Origin of the sequence: Streptomyces sp. NPDC092369, from assembly GCF_044755245.1 — a bacterium.
Taxonomy (GTDB): domain Bacteria; phylum Actinomycetota; class Actinomycetes; order Streptomycetales; family Streptomycetaceae; genus Streptomyces.
Map to the genome: position 1 here is coordinate 178,683 of NZ_JBIVQP010000008.1, position 22,424 is coordinate 201,106.

The following is a 22,424-nucleotide window of genomic DNA, read 5'->3' on the forward strand; positions in this document are numbered from 1 at the left end:
CGGTACGGAAAAGGGCGTTTACCGCTCCTGGGGCGCACGCCGGGCCAGCAGCGCCGAGGCGAGCACGGCGGCGCCGAACGACACGCCCGCGACCACCCACAGCGCGCTGTGCACACCCGCGGTGAACGCCTCCGCGACGGCCTGCGTGATCTGGGGAGTTGACCGCCCCGACGCACTTCCGCCGTCCCGCGCGACCGCCACCACCTGGTCGATCACCGGTCCCGGCAGCCGGTGTTCGGCCAGCCGCGCCGGCAGCACGCCGAGGAAACGGACCGCGAGCACCGCCCCCAGCACCGCCGTCGCCAGCACCGAACCGACCTGCCGGAACGCCGTCACCGCCGACGAGGCCGCCCCCATCTGCGGCCCCTCCACCACCTCGAACGCCGCGGCCGTGGACGGGGCCACCACCAACCCGCTGCCCAGCCCGGCCAGGACAAGCCCCAGCGCGGTCACCGCGTAGCTCCCGTCCGGCTGCTGACGCAGCAGCACCAGCGCCGCGACCGTGGTCAGCAGCGAACCCGCCGCGAGCAGCCGGCCCGCGCGTATCCGCCCGGCCAGACGCTGCGCCGACGCCGTGGCCGCCACGAAGGCGAGCATCGCGGGCAGCAGCCGTACGCCGGTGCCCAACGGCCCGAACTCACGGACGCGTTGCAGGAAGAGGACCTCCAGGAAGACGACACCGACGAACACGAACAGGGCGGCCGCGGCGACACACAGGGCCGCCGTGTAGCGGGAGTTGGCCATCATGCGGACGTCCAGCATCGGGACGGCCCGGCGTCGCTCCGTGCGCACCAGCGCGGTCAGAGCGACGGCGGCCACCGCGAGCACGGTGACGACGGCCGGGGCGTCGTAGCCCGCCCGGCCGCCCGCCGCGATGCCGTACACCAGCGTCGACAGTCCGAGCACCGCCCAGAACTGGCCTGTCAGGTCCAGCGGTCGGTCCGGTACGCGGGAGTCCGTGACCGCGCGCAGGGTGACGAGGACGGTGATCACCGCGAGCGGTGTGTTGACCAGGTACACCGCCCGCCAGTCGAAGGACTGCAGCAGCACGCCGCCGAGCAGCGGGCCGACGGCCAGGCCGACGCCCGAGATCGACACCCAGATGGATATGTACCGCAGCATGCGCGGCAGATCGACGAAGAACGTAGTCGTGATCAGCGCCAGCGAGGTGGGCAGCACCAGGGCGCCGCCCAGACCGCTGATCCCACGCCCGATCAGCACCTGCGGATAGCCCTGGGCCGACGCCACCACCAGGGAGCCGGCGGCTATCAGCACCACGCCGGCGAGGAACACCCGGCGCCTGCCCAGCCGTTCGCCCAGTGCCCCGCCCGACAGCACGCAGGCCGCGACCACCAGGGTGTACGTGCTCGACACCCAGCTGAGGTCGGCCGGTGCCACCTCCATGTCGACCTGGAGCGCCCGCAGCGTGGAGATGGCCGCCGTCACCTCGATGAACGACATGAAGAGGCCGAGACAGGCGGCGAGCAGGACGAGCCGGGCGTGCGGGATGACTGGGGCGGGCGGGGGAGTCGGGGGTGACGCGGGCGCCGCGGTGGCCGCCTCGTCCGTCGATGCTTCCGCCCCGGACTCCGTGCCGTCCGACTCCGCCGAGACCGTGCTCATGCCGACCGGGTCTCCTTCTCGGCCTGGTCGGCCAGGCGGCGCTGTGCCTCGTCCCAGGTGATGGGCAGTTGGCCGGGCTCCGCGTTCCAGAACACGAACACCGACCCCTTCATCCCCGGCCGCAGTCCGCGCACGCTCTTCGCGTGCGGGTCGGTGCGGTTGAAGGTGTTCAGGGCCTCCTGGTCCCGCCAGGCCGACAGCGTCCAGAACGTCTTCTTCAGCGGCTCCGCGCGCAGCGAGGCACCGATCAGCCCCGGCGACCTGCGGACCTGCTGGAAGATCACCAGGGACAGTAAGAAGAACCGGGGCACGCCGAGCAGTGAGCGCAGCTCCAGCCGGGATGCCATGACCAGCGGCGGGCCGGCGGGCTCACCATCGGCGGCCCCGTCCTTCGCGGTGCCGGGCATCCACGGAATCGTCGGCATGAAAAGTCTCCCCTCGGCGGTTCTGCGTCGCCGGTTGTACGGCGGTCATTCATAAGAGTCCGCAGGCCGGTGTTTCCGTACACCCCCGGAAGGGTGAATTCCCGTCGTTCCCGGCCGGACCCGCTGTCCCGTCTCCCGGCAGGGTGCGCGCGGAGCGCCGGATCGACCGGATCAGGACACTCCGCTCGGGCCCCCATCGGATGCCTCGATAGGGCAACTCCGCCCGCCGATGGGCCGATTGACCCCGTTTTCCGGCCAGGCCTACGGTTCCTTCTGCGCCGTCCGCCGGGCAACTCCGTGGACTGCCACCCCACTTCAGAGGTATCAGCCCTCTGCGCATCGGCCGTCGCACCACGTGCCCCATCCCGCCACGTGACCGTTCCCGAGAACTGTTCGAGCCGAGGTGCAGCCCTGTCATGACCACCCGTGTCGCTGTCGTCGGAGCCGGAATTTCCGGCCTCTCCGCCGCCCACCACCTGCCCGACGACGTCGAAGTCACCGTGTACGAGAGCCAGGACCGTCCAGGCGGTCACGCCCGCACCGTGGAGGTCGACGAGAACGGCCGGACGATCGGCGTCGACACGGCCTTCGTGGTCTTCAACGCCCGCACGTACCCGGAGCTGACCGCCTTCTTCGAGAAGCTCGGCGTGACCGCGCTGGACCACACCGGCGGGTTCGACTTCTTCGACCTGGACCGCGGACTCGACTACGGCACACGGGAGTTCGAGCTCTCCGAGGACGAGATCGCCGCCCGCTACCCGGCCGACTTCCTCCCCCTGTGGCGGGACGCCGAACGCTTCCACCGCGAGGCCCCCCGCGACTTCCTGCGCAAGCGCACCGACCTCTCGCTGGGCGACTACCTGGACCGCGGCGGCTACACCGACGCCTTCAAGTACGGCTATGTCGTGCTGCTCGCCACCGCCGTCTGGTCGGTGCCGGCCGAGCTGATCTGGGAGATGCCCGCGACCACGGTGATCGCCTTCTTCATGTCCCACGACCCCGGCGGCCTCGGCGGCCGTTCGGTGGCATGGAAGACCGTGGGCGGCGGCAGCATCGAGTACGTCCGCCGGGTCGTCGCCGGTGTCAACGGCAAGGTCCGCACCGGCGCCGAGGTCACCCGCGTCCGCGAGGACGAGGAGGGAGTCGTCGTCGCCACCGCCGCCGGCGAGGAGCGCTACGACCTCGCCGTGCTCGCCGCGCACGCCGACCAGACCCTCGCCGTCCTGGAAGACCCCACCCAGCTCCAGGCGAAGATCCTGCGCAAGGTCCGCTACAGCGAGACCACCGCGATCCTGCACACCGACCCCTCCAGCATGCCGCCCGACCACGCGCGTTGGCAGAGCTGGAACTACGGCGTGAAGACGGTCGACGGACGCCCCCGCACCTGGGTCGCCTACTACATGAACTCCCTGCAGGGCTTCACGGCCGAGCGCGACTACTTCGTCACGCTCGACTCGCCGATCGCCCCGCGCGACGAACTCGTCATCCGCGAACTGCCGTTCACCCACCCGGTCATCGACCTGGAGGTGCGCGCCATGCAGCGCACGATCTACGACGTCAACGCGCCCGGCGGCCGGATCAAGCTGGCCGGCTCCTACTTCCACGCGCCGCGCATCGGCGTCGACCTCATCGGCTCCCACGAGGCCGGATTCGTCTCCGGGCGGCTGGCGGCCGAGGCCGTCACCCGCGAGCTGCACCACCAAGCCAACCGCACAGCGAAGTGAGGGGAATCCCCATGCAGCGTGTCACCGCCGACGAAGCCCGGCTCTGGCTGGTCGAGAAGCTCGCGGTCCGGCTCGGCGTCGACAAGGAACAGATCGACGCGGAGCGGTACTTCGACGAGTTCGACCTCGACTCCACGGAGGCGCTGATCCTCGCGGGCGAACTGGAGAAGTGGCTCGGCTTCGAACTGGAGGCCACCGCGCTCTGGTACCACCCGACGATCGCCGCCCTGTCGGAGCACATCGCCGAGGAGAGCGACCGCCATGTCGCCACGGCCTGACACGGCCGTCGCGGACCGGCGGTCCCTGCGGCGCCCGCTGCTGACGGCGCTGGGGACCGCCGCGGGCCCGACCGCCTGCACGGTCTGCGCCGTCCACCCGGGCGCGCTGCCGCCGACCATCTGGCAGGACCTCGTGGCGAGGCTGCCCGAGGACAGCGCACCGCACCTGTGCGACCTCGGCAACGTCCCCGCCTACGCGATGGCCGCCCTCGACCCGACCGCACCCGTGCCCGGCGTCCGCGAACTCGCCGCCCAGTGCCTGGCCGAACTCACCGCGGCCGCACTCACGGAACGCCACCTCACGCTGATCGGCTGGTCGTTCGGGGGAGTCGTCGCCTACGAGATCGCCGCACAGCTCGAAGCCGAGGGCCGGGGCGAAGTCGTGGACGGGTTGGTCGTCCTCGACTCCATCGCACCGGTCGCCGCCTTCCAGCCCGCCGACGACGCCTTGAAACCGACCCTCCTGCTCGACTGGTTCGCGATGTACCTGGGCGCCAAGCGGCGCCGCCGGTTCGACTTCGTGCCCACCGACGAGGACGACCTCGCCACCCTGCTCGCCGCCGCGACCGCCCAGGGACTGCTGCCCGCGGACACGCAAGAGGCGGGCCTGCGCAAGCTGTTCACCGCCTTCCACGCGGGCCTGGTCCGCAACAACCGCTGCACCGCCGGTTATCTGCCCGACCCGCTCGACCGCACCGTCACGCTCGTCAAGCCCGAGGGCTCGCTGCTGCCCGCCAGCCCCGATCTCGGCTGGTCCGAGCTGAGCGGCCGACCACTGCGTCAACTGGCCGTCCCGGGCGACCACTACACGCTGCTCGGCGAACCGGAGACCGTCGCCGCGCTGGCCGCCCTGCTCGCCGCGCCGCCCACTGCCCCGCCCCAGGCGGACTGAACACGTCCGCCCCCACCCGACCCGCAGACACAGAGCACCAGCGGAGGAACACCGTGCAGCACTCACGTCTGGCCGAGACACCGATCGCGATCGTCGGGTTGGCGGGCCTCTTCCCCAAGTCGCGCGACCTGCGCGAGTTCTGGCACAACATCGTGGACGCCGAGGACTGCATCGAGGACGTTCCCGAGAGCCACTGGAACACCGCCGACTACTACGACCCGGACCCGGCGGCCGAGGACAAGACCTACGTCAGGCGCGGCGGCTTCCTGCCCGAAATCCCCTTCAACCCCATGGAGTTCGGGCTCCCGCCCAACACCCTTGAGGTCACCGACATCCTCCAGCTGCTCTCCCTGACCGTGGCGCGCGACGTGCTGCGCGACGCGGGCGCCGACCAGAGCAACTGGTACGACGCCTCCCGCACCGGCGTGATCCTCGGTATCACCGGCGCCAACTCCCTCACCCAGCCGCTGTCCGCGCGCCTGCAGACCCCGGTCCTCAAGGAGGTCGTGCGCAGCGTCGGACTGAGCGAGGCGGACGCGGAGGAGATCGCGCAGCGGTTCAAGAAGGCGTACATCCCCTGGGAGGAGAACTCCTTCCCCGGCATGCTCGGCAACGTCGTCGCCGGCCGGATCGCCAACCGCTTCGACCTCGGCGGCACCAACTGCACGGTCGACGCCGCCTGCGCCAGCTCGCTGGCCGCCGTGAAGCTCGCGGTGAGCGAACTCATCGAGGGCCGCGCCGACATGATGATCACCGGCGGCTGCGACGCCGAGAACACGATCCTCATGTACATGTGCTTCAGCAAGACCCCGGCCTTCTCCAAGACGCAGCAGATCCGCCCCTTCGACGAGTCCGCCGACGGCACGCTGATCGGCGAGGGCATCGGCATGCTGGCGCTCAAGCGCCTCGCCGACGCCGAACGCGACGGCGACCGCATCTACTCCGTGCTGCGCGGCATCGGCACCTCCAGCGACGGCCGCTTCAAGAGCATCTACGCCCCGCGCGCCGAGGGTCAGCAACTCGCCCTGCGCCGCGCCTACGAGGACGCCGACGTGCCCGTCTCCGCCATCGAGCTCTTCGAGGCGCACGGCACCGGCACGGCGGTCGGCGACCACACCGAACTCGCCGCCCTCTCCTCGGTGGTGTCGGCCGGCAACGACGACCACGGCTACGCCGCCATCGGCAGCGTCAAGTCCCAGATCGGGCACACCAAGGCCGCCGCGGGCGCCGCGAGCCTCATCAAGCTCTCCCTCGCCCTGCACCAGAAGGTCCTGCCGCCCACCATCAACGTCGAGACCCCCAGCGACGCCCTCGACCCCACCACCACCCCGTTCTACGTCAACACCGAGGCCCGCCCGTGGGTGCTGGACCCGGCGCGCGACAAACGCCGGGCCGCGGTCTCCTCGTTCGGCTTCGGCGGCACCAACTTCCACATGGTCCTAGAGGAGCACGACGGCAACGACGCCAAGGCCCTCGGCCCGGTGGTCCGTTGGGGCCTGTGGCACGCGGCCGGCCCCGAGGCGCTCGCCCTGCGCATCGAGAACGGCGCCGCCACCGACGAGTCCGGCGCGATCCCCGCCTCCGACGCCCGTATCGGCATCGTCGCCCGCAGCGACGCCGAGTTCGCCGAACTGCGCGCCACGGCAGTCGAGTTGCTGCGCGCCCGCCCCGACGCCCCCTCCTGGCAGCACCCCAAGGGCATCACCTACCGCCGCGCTGCCCTGCCCACCTCGGTGAAGACGGCCGCCGTCTTCGCGGGCCAGGGCAGCCAGTACGTCGGCATGGGCCGCCGGGCCGCCATCGCGCTGCCGCCCCTGCGCGCCGCGTTCGACCGGGCCAACCGGCTGACCGAGGGCCCCGACACCCTCGCCCGCACGGTCTTCCCGCCGCCCGCCTTCACCGACACGGTCCGCCGCGAGCAGGAAACCGCCCTGCGCCGCACCGACTTCGCCCAGCCCGCCATCGGCGCGCTCTCCGCGGGCCAGTACACCTGGCTGCGCGAACTCGGCTTCCGCGCCGACGGCGTCATCGGCCACAGCTTCGGCGAACTCACCGCGCTGTGGGCGGCCGGCGCCCTCGACGACGAGCGGTTCGCCCGGCTCGCCCGCGCCCGCGGCACCTCGATGGCCCCGCCCGAGCACGCCCCCGCCGACTTCGACCCCGGCGCGATGGCCGCCATCCGCGCCTCCCTCTCCGACGTCCAGGCCCTCGTCGCCACCTACCGCAACGTGGCCATCTGCAACATCAACGCCCCCGGCCAGATCGTCGTCGGCGGCCCCACCGACGAGATCGACCGCCTGGTCGCCGACGTCTCGGGCCGCCGCATCCCGGCCAAGCGGCTGCCGGTGTCCGCCGCCTTCCACACCGGGTTCGTCGCCCACGCGGCCGACGCGTTCCGCCAGGCCGTGGAGTCGACCGGCCTGGAAGCCCCCGAGATCCCCGTCTACGCCAACACCCCCGGCTCCGTCTACGGCACGGACCCCGCGGCCAACCGCCGAACCCTCGTGGACCAGTTGCTCCAGCCCGTCGACTTCGTCTCCGGCATCGAGAAGATGTACGCCGACGGATTCCGCGTCTTCGTCGAGTTCGGCCCCAAGCGGGTGCTGACCGACCTCGTCGACCGCATCCTCGAAGGCCGCACGGACGTCGTGACCCTCGCGGTGGACGGCGGCCCCTCGAAGGACAGTGAGGTCTCCCTGAAGCGTGCGGCGATCGAACTGGCGGTGCTGGGCCTGCCCCTGGTCGGCTTCGACGACCGCGTGGAGCCCCGGCGCGAACAGGCCGCCCGCAAGGGGATGACCATTCCGCTGCGCGGGATCAACTACGTGACGCAGGAACGGCGTTCGGCGTACCGGGACGCGCTGTCGGAGCCGTTGGCCCTGACCGTGGCCGCCGCCGCTCCCACCGACGGCATCGAGTCCGCCGTACGCGAAGGGCTCGGCCTCCAGGCGGAGATCCTCACCGCCCACGTGGACACGGTGCACGCGTCGGTGCGTGAGCTGGAACGGTCCGTACGCGCCGGGGGCCACCCCGACACGGAGGCCGCACTGCGGCTCATCCGGGAGCAGGGCGCGACGATCGGCGCAGCGCACGAGCGTTCCACGCGGCTGCTGCTGGAAGCGTTGCGGGGGGCGGCCGTTGAGGAAAGGGCCGTCGAGGAGGAAGTTGTCGAGGCGGAGGTCGTCGAGGAGCAGGTCTTCGAGGAGCAGGTTGTCGAGGTCGAAGCGGTTGTGCCCGAGCCCGAGCCTGTATCTGAGCCCGATCCTGTGCCCGAGCCCGAGCCCGTTTCCGCACCTGTCCCTGTCGCCGCCTCGGCCATCCCCGCCGGTGTGATGGATGCGCTGCTCGGTGCGGTGGCGGAGAAGACCGGTTACCCGGTGGAGATGTTGGAGCCTGGGATGGATGTCGAGGCCGATTTGGGCATCGACTCGATCAAGCGGGTGCAGATTCTGGGTGCGTTGCAGGAGTCGTATCCGGTGTCGGAGGACGTCGATCCGGAGGTGCTGGCGGAGCTGCGGACCCTGGATGACATCGCCGGGTTCCTCGCTTCCACCATCCCTGCGGAGGCGAGTCCTGAGCCGACGCCTGAGCCCGTTGCCCTGATACCTGAGCCTGCTTCCGTGGCCACCTCGGCCGTTGCCGCCGGTGTGATGGATGCGCTGTTGGGCGCGGTGGCGGAGAAGACCGGCTATCCGGTGGAGATGTTGGAGCCTGGGATGGATGTCGAGGCCGATTTGGGCATCGACTCGATCAAGCGGGTGCAGATTCTCGGTGCGTTGCAGGAGTCGTATCCGGTGTCGGAGGACGTCGATCCGGAGGTGCTGGCGGAGCTGCGGACCCTGGATGACATCGCCGGGTTCTTGGCCTCCACGGTGTCCACTGAAGCAACTCCCGCACCGCCACCTGCTCTCGCGTCCATACCTGAACCTGAGCCCGCTCCCGTGGCCACCTCGGCTGTTGCCGCCGGTGTGATGGATGCGCTGTTGGGCGCGGTGGCGGAGAAGACCGGCTATCCGGTGGAGATGTTGGAGCCTGGGATGGATGTCGAGGCCGATTTGGGCATCGACTCGATCAAGCGAGTCCAGATCCTCGGTGCGTTGCAGGAGTCGTATCCGGTCTCCGAAGACGTCGACCCCGAAGTGCTCGCGGAACTGCGGACCTTGGATGACATCGCCGGGTTCCTCGCCTCCACGGTGTCCGCCGGGTCGACTCCCCAGTCCACCACTCCCGCCGCAACCACCGCCCCCCTCACCATCACCTACCCGCCCACCCCCGGAATCGGCCGCACCTACGCCGACGTCACGGAGATCGCCTCGCCCCACACCCTCGTCGGCGCCTACGCGGAGACCCGTACCGCGGTCGTCGTGGACGACGGATCCCTGTTGACCCGGCCGATCGCCGGGGCACTGCGGGGCGACGGGTGGCGGGTCGAGGTCGTGTCGTTGCCCGGGGTGGACAACATCGTGGCGGAGGCGGATGCCCAGCGGCGGCTGGTGAGTTGGGACGAGGGGGAGCTCGCCGCGAATCTGACCGGCGGGCGGGTCGACCTCGTCGTGCAGATGGCGGCCGCGGCCGGGCCCGACTGGGCCGAGGGGACGCGGCGGCTCGAGCACTGCCTTTTGGTGGCGAAGAACGGTCTGGCCGCGTTGAAGGCGGTTGCCGCGCAGGGGACCCGGGCCGGGTTCGTCGCAGTGACGCGGCTCGACGGGGCGAGCGGGTATCGCGGTGCCGGGGACGCCTCGCCGTTGCTCGGCGGGGTCGCCGGGCTGGTGAAGACGCTCGCGATCGAGGCGCCCGAACTCTTCGTCCGCACCGTCGACTTCGCGCCGGAGCTGGCGCTGACCACGGTCGGTGCCCGGTTCCTCGGCGAGATCGACGACCTGTCCCGCGCGCACGCCGACGTGGCGCACGACGCGGCCGGACGTCGGACCGTCGCCCTCGCCGCCGAGCCGCATCAGGCACGCGCGGCGGCCGTTCCCGAGATCACCGCGGACGACCTGCTGGTGGTCACCGGCGGAGCCCGCGGTATCACCGCCGACTGCCTGCACGCGCTCGTCTCGGCGCGGCCGGCCGGACTGTTGCTGCTCGGGCGCAGTCGCCCGGCGCCCGAGCCCGAGTGGGCCGTCGGCACCGAGGGACCGGCGTTGCGCGGGCTGATCGCGCGACGCGCGGCGCAGGGCGGGCAGAAACCCAACCCCCGTGCCGTGGAAGCCGAGTTCAGGGAGATCACGGCCTCTCGTGAGATCGCCGCGAACCTCGCCCGGCTCACCGCCACCGGCGCCCGCGTCGAGTACCTCGCCGTCGACATCACCGACGCCGCCGAGACGCGCCGCGTGCTGACGCCGTACGCCGGTCGCGTCACCGGTGTCGTGCACGGGGCGGGCGTACTGGCCGACCGGCTCGTCGCGCAGAAGTCCGCCGAGGAGATCCGCCGGGTGCTGGCGACCAAGCTGCTCGGTCTCGGCAATGTGCTCGATGTCCTGCGCGGTATCGCCGAGTTGCGGCACCTGGTGCTGTTCTCCTCCGTCGCCGGGTTCTTCGGCAACCGCGGACAGTCCGACTACGCCATGGCCAACGAGGCGTTGAACCGTATCGCCGTACGGCTGAAGCGGGAACTGCCCACCGCGCGCGTCACCGCGATGAACTGGGGTGCGTGGGACGGTGGGATGGTCTCCGACGACCTGCGGGCGATGTTCGCGCAGCGCGGGATCGCGCTGGTGCCGCTGGCGACCGGCGCGGGCATGTTCGCCGAGCAGTTCACGGCCGCCCACGCGCACGACACGGTGATCGTCACCGGCCCGCTCACCCCGCTGTCCGCGCCGCCCGAGGCGCAGGGTGCCGGGTTCGCCCCGCTGGTGGTCGACCGGACCCTGTCCGACCTGGTCGACGAACCGCTGCTGGCCGACCACACCATCGGCGACCGACGGGTGCTGCCCGCCACGGCGGCCCTCGGCGTGCTGGCCAACGCGATCGAGACGGCGACCGGCGAGGCCGTCACCGGGGCGAGCGGGTTCAAGGTGTTCAAGGGCGTCTCGTGGGACGAGCCCGACGGGCAGCAGCCCCAGCGGTTGCGGCTGGCCGTCGAGCCCGCCGCGGGCGGGGTCGGAGTCGACGTACTCGCGTCCTCCGTGGACAGCGGCGGGCGCAGCCGGCCCGCGTACAGCGTTCGGCTGAGCACCGGCGCCGCCGGGCCGCGGCCCGCGGACCGCACCGATCTGGCGTCCCTGGCGGGGAGTTCGGCCGGACGGGACGCGGCGCCGCTGTACCGCGACGGCACGCTCTTCCACGGGCCCTCGCTGCGCGGACTGCGCTCGGTGCTGTCGGTCGACGAGCAACGGCTGCTGGTGCGCGCCCGGTTGGCCGACTCCCGTCCCGCCCACGGCGGTTACCACGGGCGGCTGCACAGTCCGGTCCTCGCCGACCTGTTGCTCCAGGCCGTGCTGGTCTGGGTGCGCGAACGGCGCGGGCGGGCCTGCCTGCCCATGGAGATCGGCCGCCTGAGTCTGTTCGAACCCCTGCCCTCCGACGGGGACTTCCTGATCGCCGTCGAGGACATCAGGCCCGGCCGGACCGGTGTGACCTGCACGGTGACCGCTCTCGATCCGCGAGGCCGCGTGCTGGCGGTCCTGCGGGACGTGGTCGCGGTCGAGGACGCGGAGTTGGAGAGCCGCTTCCGGCAGCCGGGCCGGGCCGCGGTTTCGGTCTGACGACGCTCGGAGGCTGATCGGTCATGGGCAAGTACGCGATCGTCGGACTGTCGTGCCTCTTCCCGGGGGCGGCCACGCCGGACACCTACTGGAACAACCTGATGGGCGCGGTCGATTCGCGCACCGAGGGCGGCGAGCGGATCTTCGGGCACGATCCGCTGGCCGAGGACGAGAACGCGGACCGGCACCGCATCTACTGCACGCGCGGCGGATTCGTGGAAGCCGGCGAGGTCATCGACCCGGCCGCGTACGCACTGCCCGCCGACTACCTGGCAGGCCTGGACCGCTCGTTCCACTGGGCGCTCCGGGTTGCCGACAACGCCCTGGCCGACGCGGGTGCATCCCCCGCTGCCGCGGCCGGCCGGGGAGTCGGGCGGAGGACCGGCGTGGTGTTCGGGAACTACCCCTTCCCCACGCCGTCCTCCGGCCGCACAGCGGGGAAGCTGTGGGACGCCGCGGTCTACGAGGGCCTCGCGGCGGCCGGCTTCTCCGCGGCCGGGCTGCCGTCCGGTGCGGAGGACGGCAGCCCGGCCAGGGACCGGAGCCAAGGGGACCTTGGTCCTGCGGGCTCCAACGGCCCCTCCGGCGACGGAAGTTCAGGCGATCCCCGCAACCCGGCCGACGCCCACAACCTCTGGCCCGGCGGCCTTCCCGCCCACGTCGTGGCCGCCGCCCTCGGCCTCGACGGTCCGCGCCATACCCTCGACGCCGCCTGTTCCTCGGCGCTCTACGCGATCCAGCTCGCCTGCGCCCAACTGGCCACCGGGGGAGCGGACGTGATGCTGGCGGGCGGGGTCTGCGCGCCCGACCCGACCGTCATCCACCTCTCCTTCTCCGACCTGCACGCCTATCCGCCGGACGGCTTCAGCCAGCCCTTCGACGCCCGGTCCAAGGGCATCATCACCGGGCAGGGCGCCGCCATGGTCGCCCTGAAGCGGCTCGCCGACGCCCGACGGGACGGCGACCGGGTCTACGCCGTGATCGACTCGGTCTCGCTCGGCAACGACGGCCCCGGAAAGCATCTGCTCGTCCCCAACGTCACCGGCCAGCTCGCCGCGTACGAACTCGCCTACCGCGAGGCGGGCATCGAGCCGCGGGACGTCCAGTACGTCGAGTGCCACGCCACCGGTACCCCGCTGGGCGACCGCACCGAACTCGACGGCGTGGAACGGTACTTCGGGCGCGGCCCGCTGCTCGGCTCGGTCAAGGGCAACATCGGTCACCTGCTGACCGCGGCCGGCATGAGCAGCCTGGTCAAGGTCGTCCTGGCGCTCGGCCGCGGTGTCATCCCGCCGACCACCGGCGTGGCCGTACCGCTGCCCGGCACGGTGGCGGACCGGGTCGTCCGCGAACCCACGCCCTGGCCGGCCACCACCGACGGCGTACGCCGGGCCGCCGTCTCGGCGTTCGGCTTCGGCGGCACGAACGCGCACGTCGTCCTGTCGGCGCCGGAGTCGGTGTCGGGGTCGGTGTCGGTATCGCGGCCGGAGTCGGCCTCGGAGCAGGCCACGCGGCCCGCCACCGACGACACCGAGCGCACGAAGCCGCCGAGCCTGGCCATCATCGGCATGGGCGCCCACTTCGGCTCCTTCAGCACGCTCGACGCGTTCGAGCGAGCCGGGTACGAAGGCATCAGCGGTGTACGGGAGTTGCCTCCGAACCGCTGGCGCGGGTTCGAGTCGGCGCCGGGCGGGCCGCTGGAACGAGCCGGTCTGGCCCATGACTTTGTCCCGAAGGCGGCCTACCTCGACGGCTTCGAGGCCGACGCCACCTCCTACCGCATCCCGCCCAACGACCTCGACCACTTCAACCAGCAGCACCTGCTGATGATGCGGGTCGCCGAGGAGGCGTTGAAGGACGCCGGGTACGAGCGTCCGGGGCCCGGGGCCAAGGGGCGGCGGGTCGCCGTCGTCCTCGGCATGGAGATGGAGCCCAGCGCGGAGGGCCACGGCGCCCGGTACGCGCTCGGGCGCAAGCTCGCCGCCTGGTGCGCGGCGGCCGGACTCGACCCCACGGACGAGCAGTTGGCCGCGCTGACCAAGGCCGCCCGGGACGGTATCCACGACTCCATCGAGGCCAACGAGGTCCTCAGCTACATCGGCAACATCATGGCCGCGCGGATCTCCTCCCTGTGGAACCTCACCGGCCCGTCCTTCACCGTCTCCTCCGACAGCGCCGTCGGCGTCGACGCCCTCGACACCGCCCGGCTGCTGCTGCTCGACCCGAGCGTCGAGGCCGTGCTGGTCGGCGCCGTCGACCTGGCGGCGGGGCCCGAGTCGCAACTGGCCCGGTCGATCCTGGAGCCCGGCACCGTGCTGGGCGACGGCGCCGGAGCCGTGGTCGTCACCCGGCCCGGCTCCATTCCGCCCGAACGCACCGTGTACGCCACTGTCGACGGCCTCGCCGTCCACCACGCGCCCACCCTCGACCCGCGGCCCGCCCCCGACCTCGTGGCCGCCGCGGCCGAGGACGCGCTGGCCGCCGCCGGGGTGACACCGGCCGACGTCGAGCTGGTCGAGGCCGGGGCCGTGCGCGAAGAGGTGGTCGAAGGACTCGCCCGCGTCTGGACGGGCGTACGGGTCGGCGGGCTGCTGCGGACCGCGCTCGGCGGGGTCAAGTCCCAGGTGGGGGAGACCGGTTGCGCCTCGGCGCTGGCCTCCGTCATCCGGGCCGCGCTGTGCCTGCACTACGCGTATCAGCCGATCGCCCCCGACGGGGTCGACGGCGCCCGGCTCGCCGGGTCTGCCTTCTTCCTCGCCACCGACTCGCGGCCCTGGCTGCGTGAACGGCGCGAGGGGCGGCGTACCGCCTCCGTCAGCGTCACCGGAACCGCGGGCAGCCACGCCCACATCGTGCTCGGCGGGGCGCAGACGCGGGGCGAGGTGGCGGCGACCGACTGGGTGCGCTCGGGCGGGAGCCTCGTCGTGCCCGTCGGCGCCGACGACATCGACACGCTGGTACGGCGGTTGGGGGAGGTCCGTGCCGCCGTGGAGGACGGCGGCGACTGGGCCGCGCTCGCGGAGGACCGGCCGGCCGCCCTGAAGGCCGTACTGGTCGCCGACGATCCGGCCGGTCTCGTACGGCAGTTGGAGCAGGCGGCGAAGGATCTGCCGGGTGTGTACCGGGCCGGGGGCGAGTGGACCTCGCCGTCCGGGAGCTGCTTCGCGGCGCGGCCCGCGGGTGGGCCCGGCACGAAGACGGCGCTGGTGTACCCCGGCGCCTTCAACTCGTATCTCGGCCTGGGCCGTGCGCTCTTCCGGGCCTTCCCCGGCCTGTTGCCGCGCTTCGAGGCGCAGGCCGAGCTGCCCGCCGAGATGCTTCGCTCGGCCGCGCTGTACCCGCGGGCCCTCGGGCCGCTCGACCGGCGTGAACTGATGCGCCGCGAGGCCGAGTTGATCGAGGACATTCCCTTGATGCTGGCCGTCGGCACGAGTTACGCGCTGCTGTCGACGGACCTGGTGCGTGAGGTGCTCGGGGTGCCGGTGCACGGGGCGTTCGGATACAGCCTCGGTGAGAGCAGCATGCTGTTCGCGACCGGCGGCTGGATCAAGGAGGCTCGGGGGACGGCGAAGATCGACGCGTCGCCGCTGTTCGTGGACCGGTTGCGGGGACCGAAGAAGACAGTCCGTGCGCTGTGGCATCTCGGCGACGACGTGCCCGACGCGGCGGTGTGGGCCACGCATGTGCTGCTCGCCCCGGCGGACGACGTCCGCGAGGCGGTCACCCGCTACGACCGGGTCTTCATCACCCACGTCAACACTCCCGACGAGGTCGTCGTCGCGGGCGATCCGGCCCAGTGCCGCGACCTGATCGACACGTTGGGCTGCCGCAGCGCACGCTCACCCGCGAATCACGTCATGCACTGCCCGGTGGTGGACGGCGACCTCAACGAACTGGCCGACCTCAACCGCTACCCCACCGGCGACGTCGGCGACCTCGTCCTCTACAGCAGCCGGCACTACGCCCCCGTCGGCGACCTCGACCAGGACACCGTCGCGCACAACATCGCCATCACCCTCCGCGAGACGGTCGACTTCCCGCGCCTCATCCGCCGCGCCTACGACGACGGCTTCCGCGCCTTCATCGAGGTCGGCCCCTCCAGCACCTGCACCCGCTGGATCCACGAAACCCTCGCGGACGCGCCGCACATCTCGGTCCCGGTCGACCGCCGGGGCGCCCGCGGCGCCACGGACATCGCCCGCCTGGTCGCCCGCCTCGCCGCGCACGGCGTCCCGGTGGACCTGACCCCGTTCCGCCCCCGCACGACGGCCGCCCGACGCCCGCTGGGTCTGCGCATGTTCCCGGTGGGCGGAGAGCCAGTTGCTCCCCTGGTGGCGAGGGGGGCCGAGGGGATCGTCGGGGCGATTCGGCGGGTTCCGGTGAGGGAGCGCGTGGAGGTGGGCGTCCCGACTCCCGTCCTCACCACGTCGTCCACCGAGCCGTTGCCTGCGTCTGTCGTGCCGGTCGCCGAACCGGTGCCGGTGCCCGCGCTGGTGCAGGTGCCCGTGGCAGCGGGGGTGCTGTCCGAGCCGCGTCCCGTCCGCGACGTGCCGCTCATCGAGCCGGTCTCGGATCCGGCGTCGAAACCGCCTGTGCCGCTCGGGGAGTTGGCACCCGAACCGACCCCGGCCCCCGCGCCGGCCTTGCCTGCCCAGGAGTTCCCCCACCCGGAACCCCACCCCACGGAATGGGACACCGCGATGCCGATCCGCCCCGACGGTCCGCCCGTACCCGCGCTGACGCTGGAGCGGGAACCGATCACGATGGTGCCCGCCGGCGCGGTCCCGGCACGGCCCCTGGACGCCGTACCGCCACCGGCTCCGCGCCCTGATGTGCCCCACCGCCCGGCGATCTTCGGCGCGCCCCTGCCCGTGCCGCCGGCGGTGCAACCGCAGCCGAGGCCGGAGCCGGAGCCGTCGGCGCGAGCCGCGAGTGACCACGCCTCCACCCTCGCCCTCGTGCGCAGCCTGCGTGCCGAGATTCTGGAGGCGCATCAGGAAGTCCTGGAAGCCCAGCGGGAGTTGCGGGAGGAACTGGTCGCCGTGCTGTCGACGGCGGCGACGGCCGCGCCGGTTGCCGAGACCGTCACCGAGCCGGCCGCCGCGGTCGTCGTCGAGCCGGTCGTCGAACCCGGCGTGGAGCCGGTCGTCCCGGCTGTGGCATTCCCTGGTTCCGAGCAGACGTCGGCGGCCCGCTCCAACCGCCCCAAGCCCGAAGGCGTCGTCTGGGACGAGGAAGACCTCCTCGAATTCGCGACCGGCAAGGTCGGCAACGTCTTCGGGCCCCGGTTCGCCCGGATCGACGGGTACCAGCGGCGCGTACGACTGCCCGCCCCGCCCTATCTCTTCGCCACCCGCGTCACCCAACTCGACGCCGAGCCGGGTGAGTTCAAGCCCTCCTTCATCCGCACCGAGTACGACGTGCCGCAGGATGCCTGGTACGCCGTCGACGGGCAGGTGCCGCCCGCCGTCACGATCGAGGCCGGCCAGTGCGACCTGCTGCTGATCAGCTATCTCGGCGCGGACTTCACCAACCGGGGCAACCGCGTCTACCGGCTCCTCGACAGCAGCCTCAGCTTCGTCGGCGACCTGCCGCGCACCGGGCAGACCCTGCGCTACGACATCTGGATCGACCAGTTCGTGCGCCAGGGCGACACTCTGCTCTTCTTCTTCCACTACGACTGCTACGCCGACGGCGAGTTGATCCTCAAGCTCAACAACGCCTGCGCCGGGTTCTTCACGGACGAGGAGCTGGAGAGTTCGCCCGGGCTGGTGCAGGGGCGGGTGGCGCCCGGTCTCAAGGCCACGCCGGATCCCGGGCGTTCGGCGTTCAAGCCGCTCGCCCCCACCCACCGCACCGCCCTCTCCGCCGCCGACCTCGACGCCCTCTCCGAGGGGCGCATCGCCGACGTCTTCGGACCGGGCCACCGCCAGCCCCCCGGCTGCAACACCTCCCTGCGCCTGCCTGCCCGCCCGCTGCTGATGGCGGACGAGGTCACCGTCCTGGATCGCAAGGGCGGCCCGCACGGGCTGGGGCGGATCGAGGCCGTCAAGGAACTCCAGCCCGACGCGTGGTACTTCACCAGCCACTTTCCCGACGACCCCGTACTCGCCGGCTCGCTCGTCGCCGAAGGCGCCGTCCAGCTCCTGGAGTTGTACGCTCTCTCGCTCGGCCTGCACCTCACGCTCCCCGACGCCCGCTTCCAGCCGGTGCCGGACCTGCGGACCGAGGTGAAGGTGCGCGGGCAGATCACGCCGCGCAACAGCCGGATCGAATACCGCATCGACATCACCGAGTTGACCCTGCTGCCGCGCCCGTCGCTCGTCGCCGACGTGGTCGTCCTGCGCGACGGCACGCCCTCCATCGGCGTCACCGGCCTCGGCATCCGACTGCGCGAGAAGCCGGGTACGCCGTACCGACCGGAGACCGCCGGCACGATCCCGCACTTCCTCGGCCGGCTCTCCCCGGCCACCGGAGAGCCCGCCCTGCTCAACGAGTTCCACATGGCGCACGCCGCCAAGGGCGACCTCGCGATCGCGATGGGACCGGAGTTCGAGGTCTACGCCGATAGCCGGGCCCCGTACATCCCCAACGGCGACTTCCTGTTCGTCGACCGGGTGATGAAGCTGGAGGGCACGCGCGGAACGCTGAAGCGCGGGGCGGTGATGGTGACGGAGTACGACGCGCCCGAGGACGCCTGGTACTACACGGACAACGGCCACCCGTACATGCCGAACTGCGTCTACATGGAGTCCAGCCTCCAGGCGGCCATCCTCCTCGGCTACTACCTCGGCGCCACCCTGCCCTACCCCGAGGAGCAGTTCAGCATCCGCAACCTGGACGGCCACGCCACTCTCGTCAAGGACCTCGACCTGCGCGGAAAGACCATCCAGCACCGCTCCACCCTGCTGTCCAGCGACCGGATGCCCGGTTCGATCCTGCAGAACTTCTCCTACGAACTCTCCTGCGACGGCGAGGTGTTCTACACCGGCGAGTCCCTCTTCGGGTACTTCAACGAGAAGGCGCTCGCCCACCAGGTCGGCCTCGACAAGGGACAGCACGTACTGCCCTGGCTGGACACCCAGGCATCGAGGCCGCCCGGAACACGGCGAGTCGACCTGCGTGCCTACCGGTCCGTCGAGCCCGCCCGGCACGGACCGCGCCTGGCCGGTGGGCACTTGGACCTCGTCGAGTGGCTGGACATCCTGCCCGGCGGCGGCGAGCACGGGCAGGGCTATCTGCGCGGCCACCGCTCCATCCGGCCCGACGAGTGGTATTTCTCCTGCCACTTCCACCGCGACCCGGTCATGCCCGGCTCGCTCGGCGTCGAGGCGCTGCTGCAGGGGCTCCAGGTGTACGCCGTCGAGAGCGGCCTGACCGACGGGCTGCGCAACCCGCGCTTCGCCCTCAGCTCCGGCACCGAGACGAAGTGGAGCTACCGGGGCCAGATCCTGCGCACCGACCCCGACATGGAGTTCGACGTCCACGTCAAGGAGGTCCGCCGCGAACCCGGCCGGATCGTCCTCCTCGGCACCGCCCACGTCTGGAAGTCGACCCTGCGGATCTACCGCCTCGACGACATCGCCATCGAGATCCACCACGACTAGCGGCCACCCCTAGGAGACATGTCCATGAGCAGCGAACAGCCGCGGCCGCGGTGGAGCGGGACCGGGGCACCGGCGGTCGGCGAGAGCGGGATCCAGGACGCGCTCGCGCGTCTCGACGAGGCCGTCTACATCCTGCGCGGGCGCTACGGGCTCGGCGCGGCCGTCGGCGGGCGCGTGCACGCGGGCGGGGAGCACGAAGTCATCGCCGCCGTACCGCCGTCGGGACCCGAACGCATGGGCAGCGGCGCCTTCCTGGACGCGTACGGCGTGCGCGAGGCGTACATGAGCGGCGCGATGGCGAACGGCATCGCCTCGGCGGACCTGGTGATCGCCATGGCACGGGCCGGCTACCTCGCCTCGTACGGGGCGGCCGGGCTGCTGCCCGAGGCGGTGGAGCAGGCGCTGGGGCGCTTCGCCGCCGAGATCCCCGGGCTGCCGTACGCCTGCAACCTGATCCACAGCCCGAGCGAGGAGCGCCTCGAACGCACCGCCGTGGACCTGTACTTGCGCCACAAGGTGCCCTGCGTCGAGGCGTCCGCGTTCCTCGGGCTCACCCCGCACATCGTGCGCTACCGGCTCGCCGGGCTGCGCGCGGGCGGACCGCACGGGGTCGTGGCGGAGAACAAGGTGATCGCCAAGATCTCGCGCACGGAGATCGCGGAGCAGTTCATCCGGCCCGCGCCCGAGGCGATGGTGCGGGCGCTGGTGGCGGAGGGCGCGATCACCCCTGAGCAGGCCCGGCTTGCCGAACGGGTGCCGCTCGCCGACGACATCACCGTCGAGGCGGACTCCGGCGGCCACACCGACCGGCGCCCGCTGCCCGCGCAGCTGCCTGTGCTGATGCGTCAACGGGACGCCCTGATGAAGGAGTTGGGGTACCCGACGCGCATCCGGGTCGGTGCGGCCGGCGGCATCGGCACCCCCGAGGCGGCCTGGGCGGCCTTCGCGATGGGTGCCGACTATGTGGTGACCGGGTCGGTCAACCAGTCCTGCGTCGAGGCCGGAACCTCCACCCAGGTCAAGGAGATGCTCGCGCAGGCCGACCTCGCCGACTTCGAGATGGCACCCGCGGCCGACATGTTCGAGATGGGCGTGGAGCTCCAGGTCCTCAAGCGCGGCACCCTGTTCCCGATGCGGGCCCGACTCCTGTACGAGCTCTACCGCGACCACGACGGCATCGACGACCTCCCGGCGGCGGCCCGCAAACGGATCGAGACGCAGCTCTTCCGGCGCCCCCTGGAGGACGTCTGGGCGGAGACCGTCGGCTACTTCGAGCGGCGCGACCCCGACCAGCTCGCCCGCGCCGCCGCCAGCCCCAAGCGGCGGGCCGCGCTGATCTTCCGCTGGTACCTGGGCATGGCCTCGCGCTGGGCCAAGACGGGGGAGGCGGACCGCGCCGTCGACTACCAGATCTGGTGCGGTCCGGCGATGGGCAGCTTCAACTCCTGGGTCCGCGGCACCTACTTGGCCGCCCCGCGCAACCGCCACGTCGCCGACGTCGCCCGCCACATCATGACCGGCGCCGCGTTCCACCAACGCCTCTCGCTGCTGCGCGCGGCCGGCCTCGCCCTCTCCCCGGCGATCGCCGACTACCCGGTACCACAGCCCGACCAGGCCCTGGAGGTACGGCCATGAGCGGATCCGGAGGTACGGACGTGAGCAGTTGTGGAGATACGGTCGCGACCGCCGAGTTCGCCGCCGTCGCGCGGCTCGACGATCTGCTCGGCGATCCCTGGCGGGTCGAGAACGTCTACGGGTTCGCCGCGGGAGTGGAGCGGGACGAACGCGGATACTTCCCGCACGCCTTCGCCGCCCGCCTCGACTCCGTCGACTTCCCGCTCGCCTATCTGCCGCCGTCCCTGGGCGGCACGCTGCGCGGGCTCGACGAGACGCTGCTCCTGGTCCGGGTGGCCGCCCGGCGCGACGCCGCGCTGATGCCGGCCACGCTGCTGTCCTGCTCCGCCGTGCTGACGGTCCTCGCGGCCGGCTCGGACGAACAGGCCAAGGTCGTCGCCGACTGGGTGCAGGAGGGGCGGACGATCGCCTTCGCGCTCTCCGAGGAACAGGCCGGCAGCGACGTCCTCGCGGGCGAGGCCCGGCTCGCCCCGACGGGCGACGATTACCGGCTCTGGGGCCGCAAATGGCTCGTCGGGCGGGGCGCCGGCGCCGACGCGGCGGTCGTGGTGGCCCGTACGGCGGAACGCGGACCGGCCGCCTTCACGGCCGTGCTGCTCGGGCCGCGCGAGCTGGCCCACCGGGTGCGGCGGCAACCCGCGCAACCCGTCACCGGGATGCGCGGGATCGACTTCGCCGACCTGGTCTTCGAAGGGACTCCGGTGCCGCGGGCGGCGGTGATCGGAGCCGTGGGCGGTGGCCTCGCGGGAGCGATGCGGGCCCAACAGGTGGTGCGTCTGCTCAGCACCGGGGCCTGCCTGGCCACCGCCGACACGGCTCTTCGTACGGCTCTGCGGTTCACCCGTGAACGGCGGGTCGGCGGCGTCCGCGTCGCCGACACGGGGTACGGCTCACGTGAACTGGGCGTCGCTGCGGCGGAGTTGTTCGCGGCGGACCTGCTCTCCCTGACAGCGGCCCGCTACGTCCACCTCTCCCCGGGCACGTTCGGCCTGTGCTCCTCGGTGGTGAAGCGGGTGGCCACCCGGCTGACCTCCTCGTCCATCGCCCGCTCCCGCACCCTCCTCGGCGCCCGAGCCGTCCTGGCCCACGGCCCTGGCGCCGTCCTCGACAAGGCCCGACGGGACAACGAGATCGTCGAAACCATCGACACGAGTCCCTTCGGGGTTCTGCGGGCGATCGCAGTCCAACTCCCTGGATATGCAACGGCGTTCGTCCCAGGGGACATCACGGCATCGGAGACCGCCGTGGCCTCGGCCGCCACCTCCGCCCGGGCCGCCACTGTGCCGCCGACCCCGACCCCGACCCCGACCCCGGCCCCGGCCCGAGCCCCGGCCCCGGCCCCGGCTCCCGCCCCGGCCCCGGCTCCGGCTCCCGCCCCGGCCCCGGCTCCCGCCCCGGCCCCGGCCCCGGCTCCCGCCCCGGCTCCGGCTCCGGCTCCGGCCCCGGCTCCCGCCCCGGCTCCGGCTCCGGCTCCGGCCCCGGCTCCCGCCCCGGCTCCGGCTCCGGCTCCGGCCCCGGCTCCCGCCCCGGCAC

The 22,424-nt window shown here is 72.3% G+C and carries 9 protein-coding genes; 7 read left to right on the forward strand and 2 right to left on the reverse strand.

Annotated elements, in window-relative coordinates; all coding sequences use genetic code 11:
• Positions 1 to 18: 18 nt before the first annotated feature.
• Positions 19 to 1,623 (reverse strand): MFS transporter, encoded by a 1,605-nt coding sequence (locus ACIQI8_RS38825; protein ID WP_402361817.1) that lies wholly within the window; start codon positions 1,621 to 1,623, stop codon positions 19 to 21.
• A complete protein-coding gene (locus ACIQI8_RS38830; RefSeq protein ID WP_402361820.1) occupies positions 1,620 to 2,048 on the reverse strand; it encodes a DUF3291 domain-containing protein in 429 nt (142 codons plus the stop codon). Before ACIQI8_RS38830 ends, ACIQI8_RS38825 begins: the two co-directional genes overlap by 4 nt.
• 416 nt (positions 2,049 to 2,464) lie before the next feature.
• Between ACIQI8_RS38830 and ACIQI8_RS38835 the strand changes: the two genes are divergently transcribed.
• From ACIQI8_RS38835 to ACIQI8_RS38865, 7 genes are all read left to right on the forward strand, one after another.
• Positions 2,465 to 3,772, forward strand: a complete 1,308-nt coding sequence (locus tag ACIQI8_RS38835; RefSeq protein WP_402361823.1) for an NAD(P)/FAD-dependent oxidoreductase — start codon at positions 2,465 to 2,467, stop codon at positions 3,770 to 3,772.
• Between the two features lie 11 nt (positions 3,773 to 3,783).
• Complete coding sequence (locus ACIQI8_RS38840) at positions 3,784 to 4,050, forward strand: acyl carrier protein (RefSeq protein ID WP_124002631.1); 267 nt, start codon at positions 3,784 to 3,786, stop codon at positions 4,048 to 4,050.
• Complete coding sequence (locus tag ACIQI8_RS38845; RefSeq protein ID WP_402361827.1) at positions 4,034 to 4,942, forward strand: alpha/beta fold hydrolase; 909 nt, start codon at positions 4,034 to 4,036, stop codon at positions 4,940 to 4,942. The genes ACIQI8_RS38840 and ACIQI8_RS38845 overlap by 17 nt, the downstream gene beginning before the upstream one ends.
• A gap of 53 nt (positions 4,943 to 4,995) precedes the next feature.
• Positions 4,996 to 11,649 carry an SDR family NAD(P)-dependent oxidoreductase gene (locus tag ACIQI8_RS38850; RefSeq protein WP_402361830.1) on the forward strand — a complete coding sequence of 2,218 codons (6,654 nt, stop codon included), beginning with the start codon at positions 4,996 to 4,998 and terminating at the stop codon, positions 11,647 to 11,649.
• 23 nt (positions 11,650 to 11,672) lie between these two features.
• Positions 11,673 to 19,256: a beta-ketoacyl synthase N-terminal-like domain-containing protein gene (locus ACIQI8_RS38855; protein WP_402361833.1), complete on the forward strand. Its 7,584-nt coding sequence runs from the start codon at positions 11,673 to 11,675 to the stop codon at positions 19,254 to 19,256.
• Between the two features lie 24 nt (positions 19,257 to 19,280).
• Positions 19,281 to 20,891, forward strand: coding sequence for a PfaD family polyunsaturated fatty acid/polyketide biosynthesis protein (locus tag ACIQI8_RS38860; protein ID WP_402361836.1), 1,611 nt, complete (start codon positions 19,281 to 19,283; stop codon positions 20,889 to 20,891).
• On the forward strand, positions 20,888 to 22,424 hold a 1,537-nt coding region (locus ACIQI8_RS38865; RefSeq protein WP_402361839.1), incomplete at its 3' end, for an acyl-CoA dehydrogenase family protein. The genes ACIQI8_RS38860 and ACIQI8_RS38865, both read left to right, overlap by 4 nt.

Bases quoted from the DNA above. Each gene is read 5' to 3' on its own strand.
- ACIQI8_RS38860 (WP_402361836.1), top strand. From the start codon at position 19,281: ATGAGCAGCGAACAGCCGCGGCCGCGGTGGAGCGGGACCGGGGCACCG.
- ACIQI8_RS38825 (WP_402361817.1), bottom strand. From the start codon at position 1,623: ATGAGCACGGTCTCGGCGGAGTCGGACGGCACGGAGTCCGGGGCGGAA.
- ACIQI8_RS38840 (WP_124002631.1), top strand. From the start codon at position 3,784: ATGCAGCGTGTCACCGCCGACGAAGCCCGGCTCTGGCTGGTCGAGAAG.
- ACIQI8_RS38855 (WP_402361833.1), top strand. From the start codon at position 11,673: ATGGGCAAGTACGCGATCGTCGGACTGTCGTGCCTCTTCCCGGGGGCG.
- ACIQI8_RS38845 (WP_402361827.1), top strand. From the start codon at position 4,034: ATGTCGCCACGGCCTGACACGGCCGTCGCGGACCGGCGGTCCCTGCGG.
- ACIQI8_RS38830 (WP_402361820.1), bottom strand. From the start codon at position 2,048: ATGCCGACGATTCCGTGGATGCCCGGCACCGCGAAGGACGGGGCCGCC.
- ACIQI8_RS38835 (WP_402361823.1), top strand. From the start codon at position 2,465: ATGACCACCCGTGTCGCTGTCGTCGGAGCCGGAATTTCCGGCCTCTCC.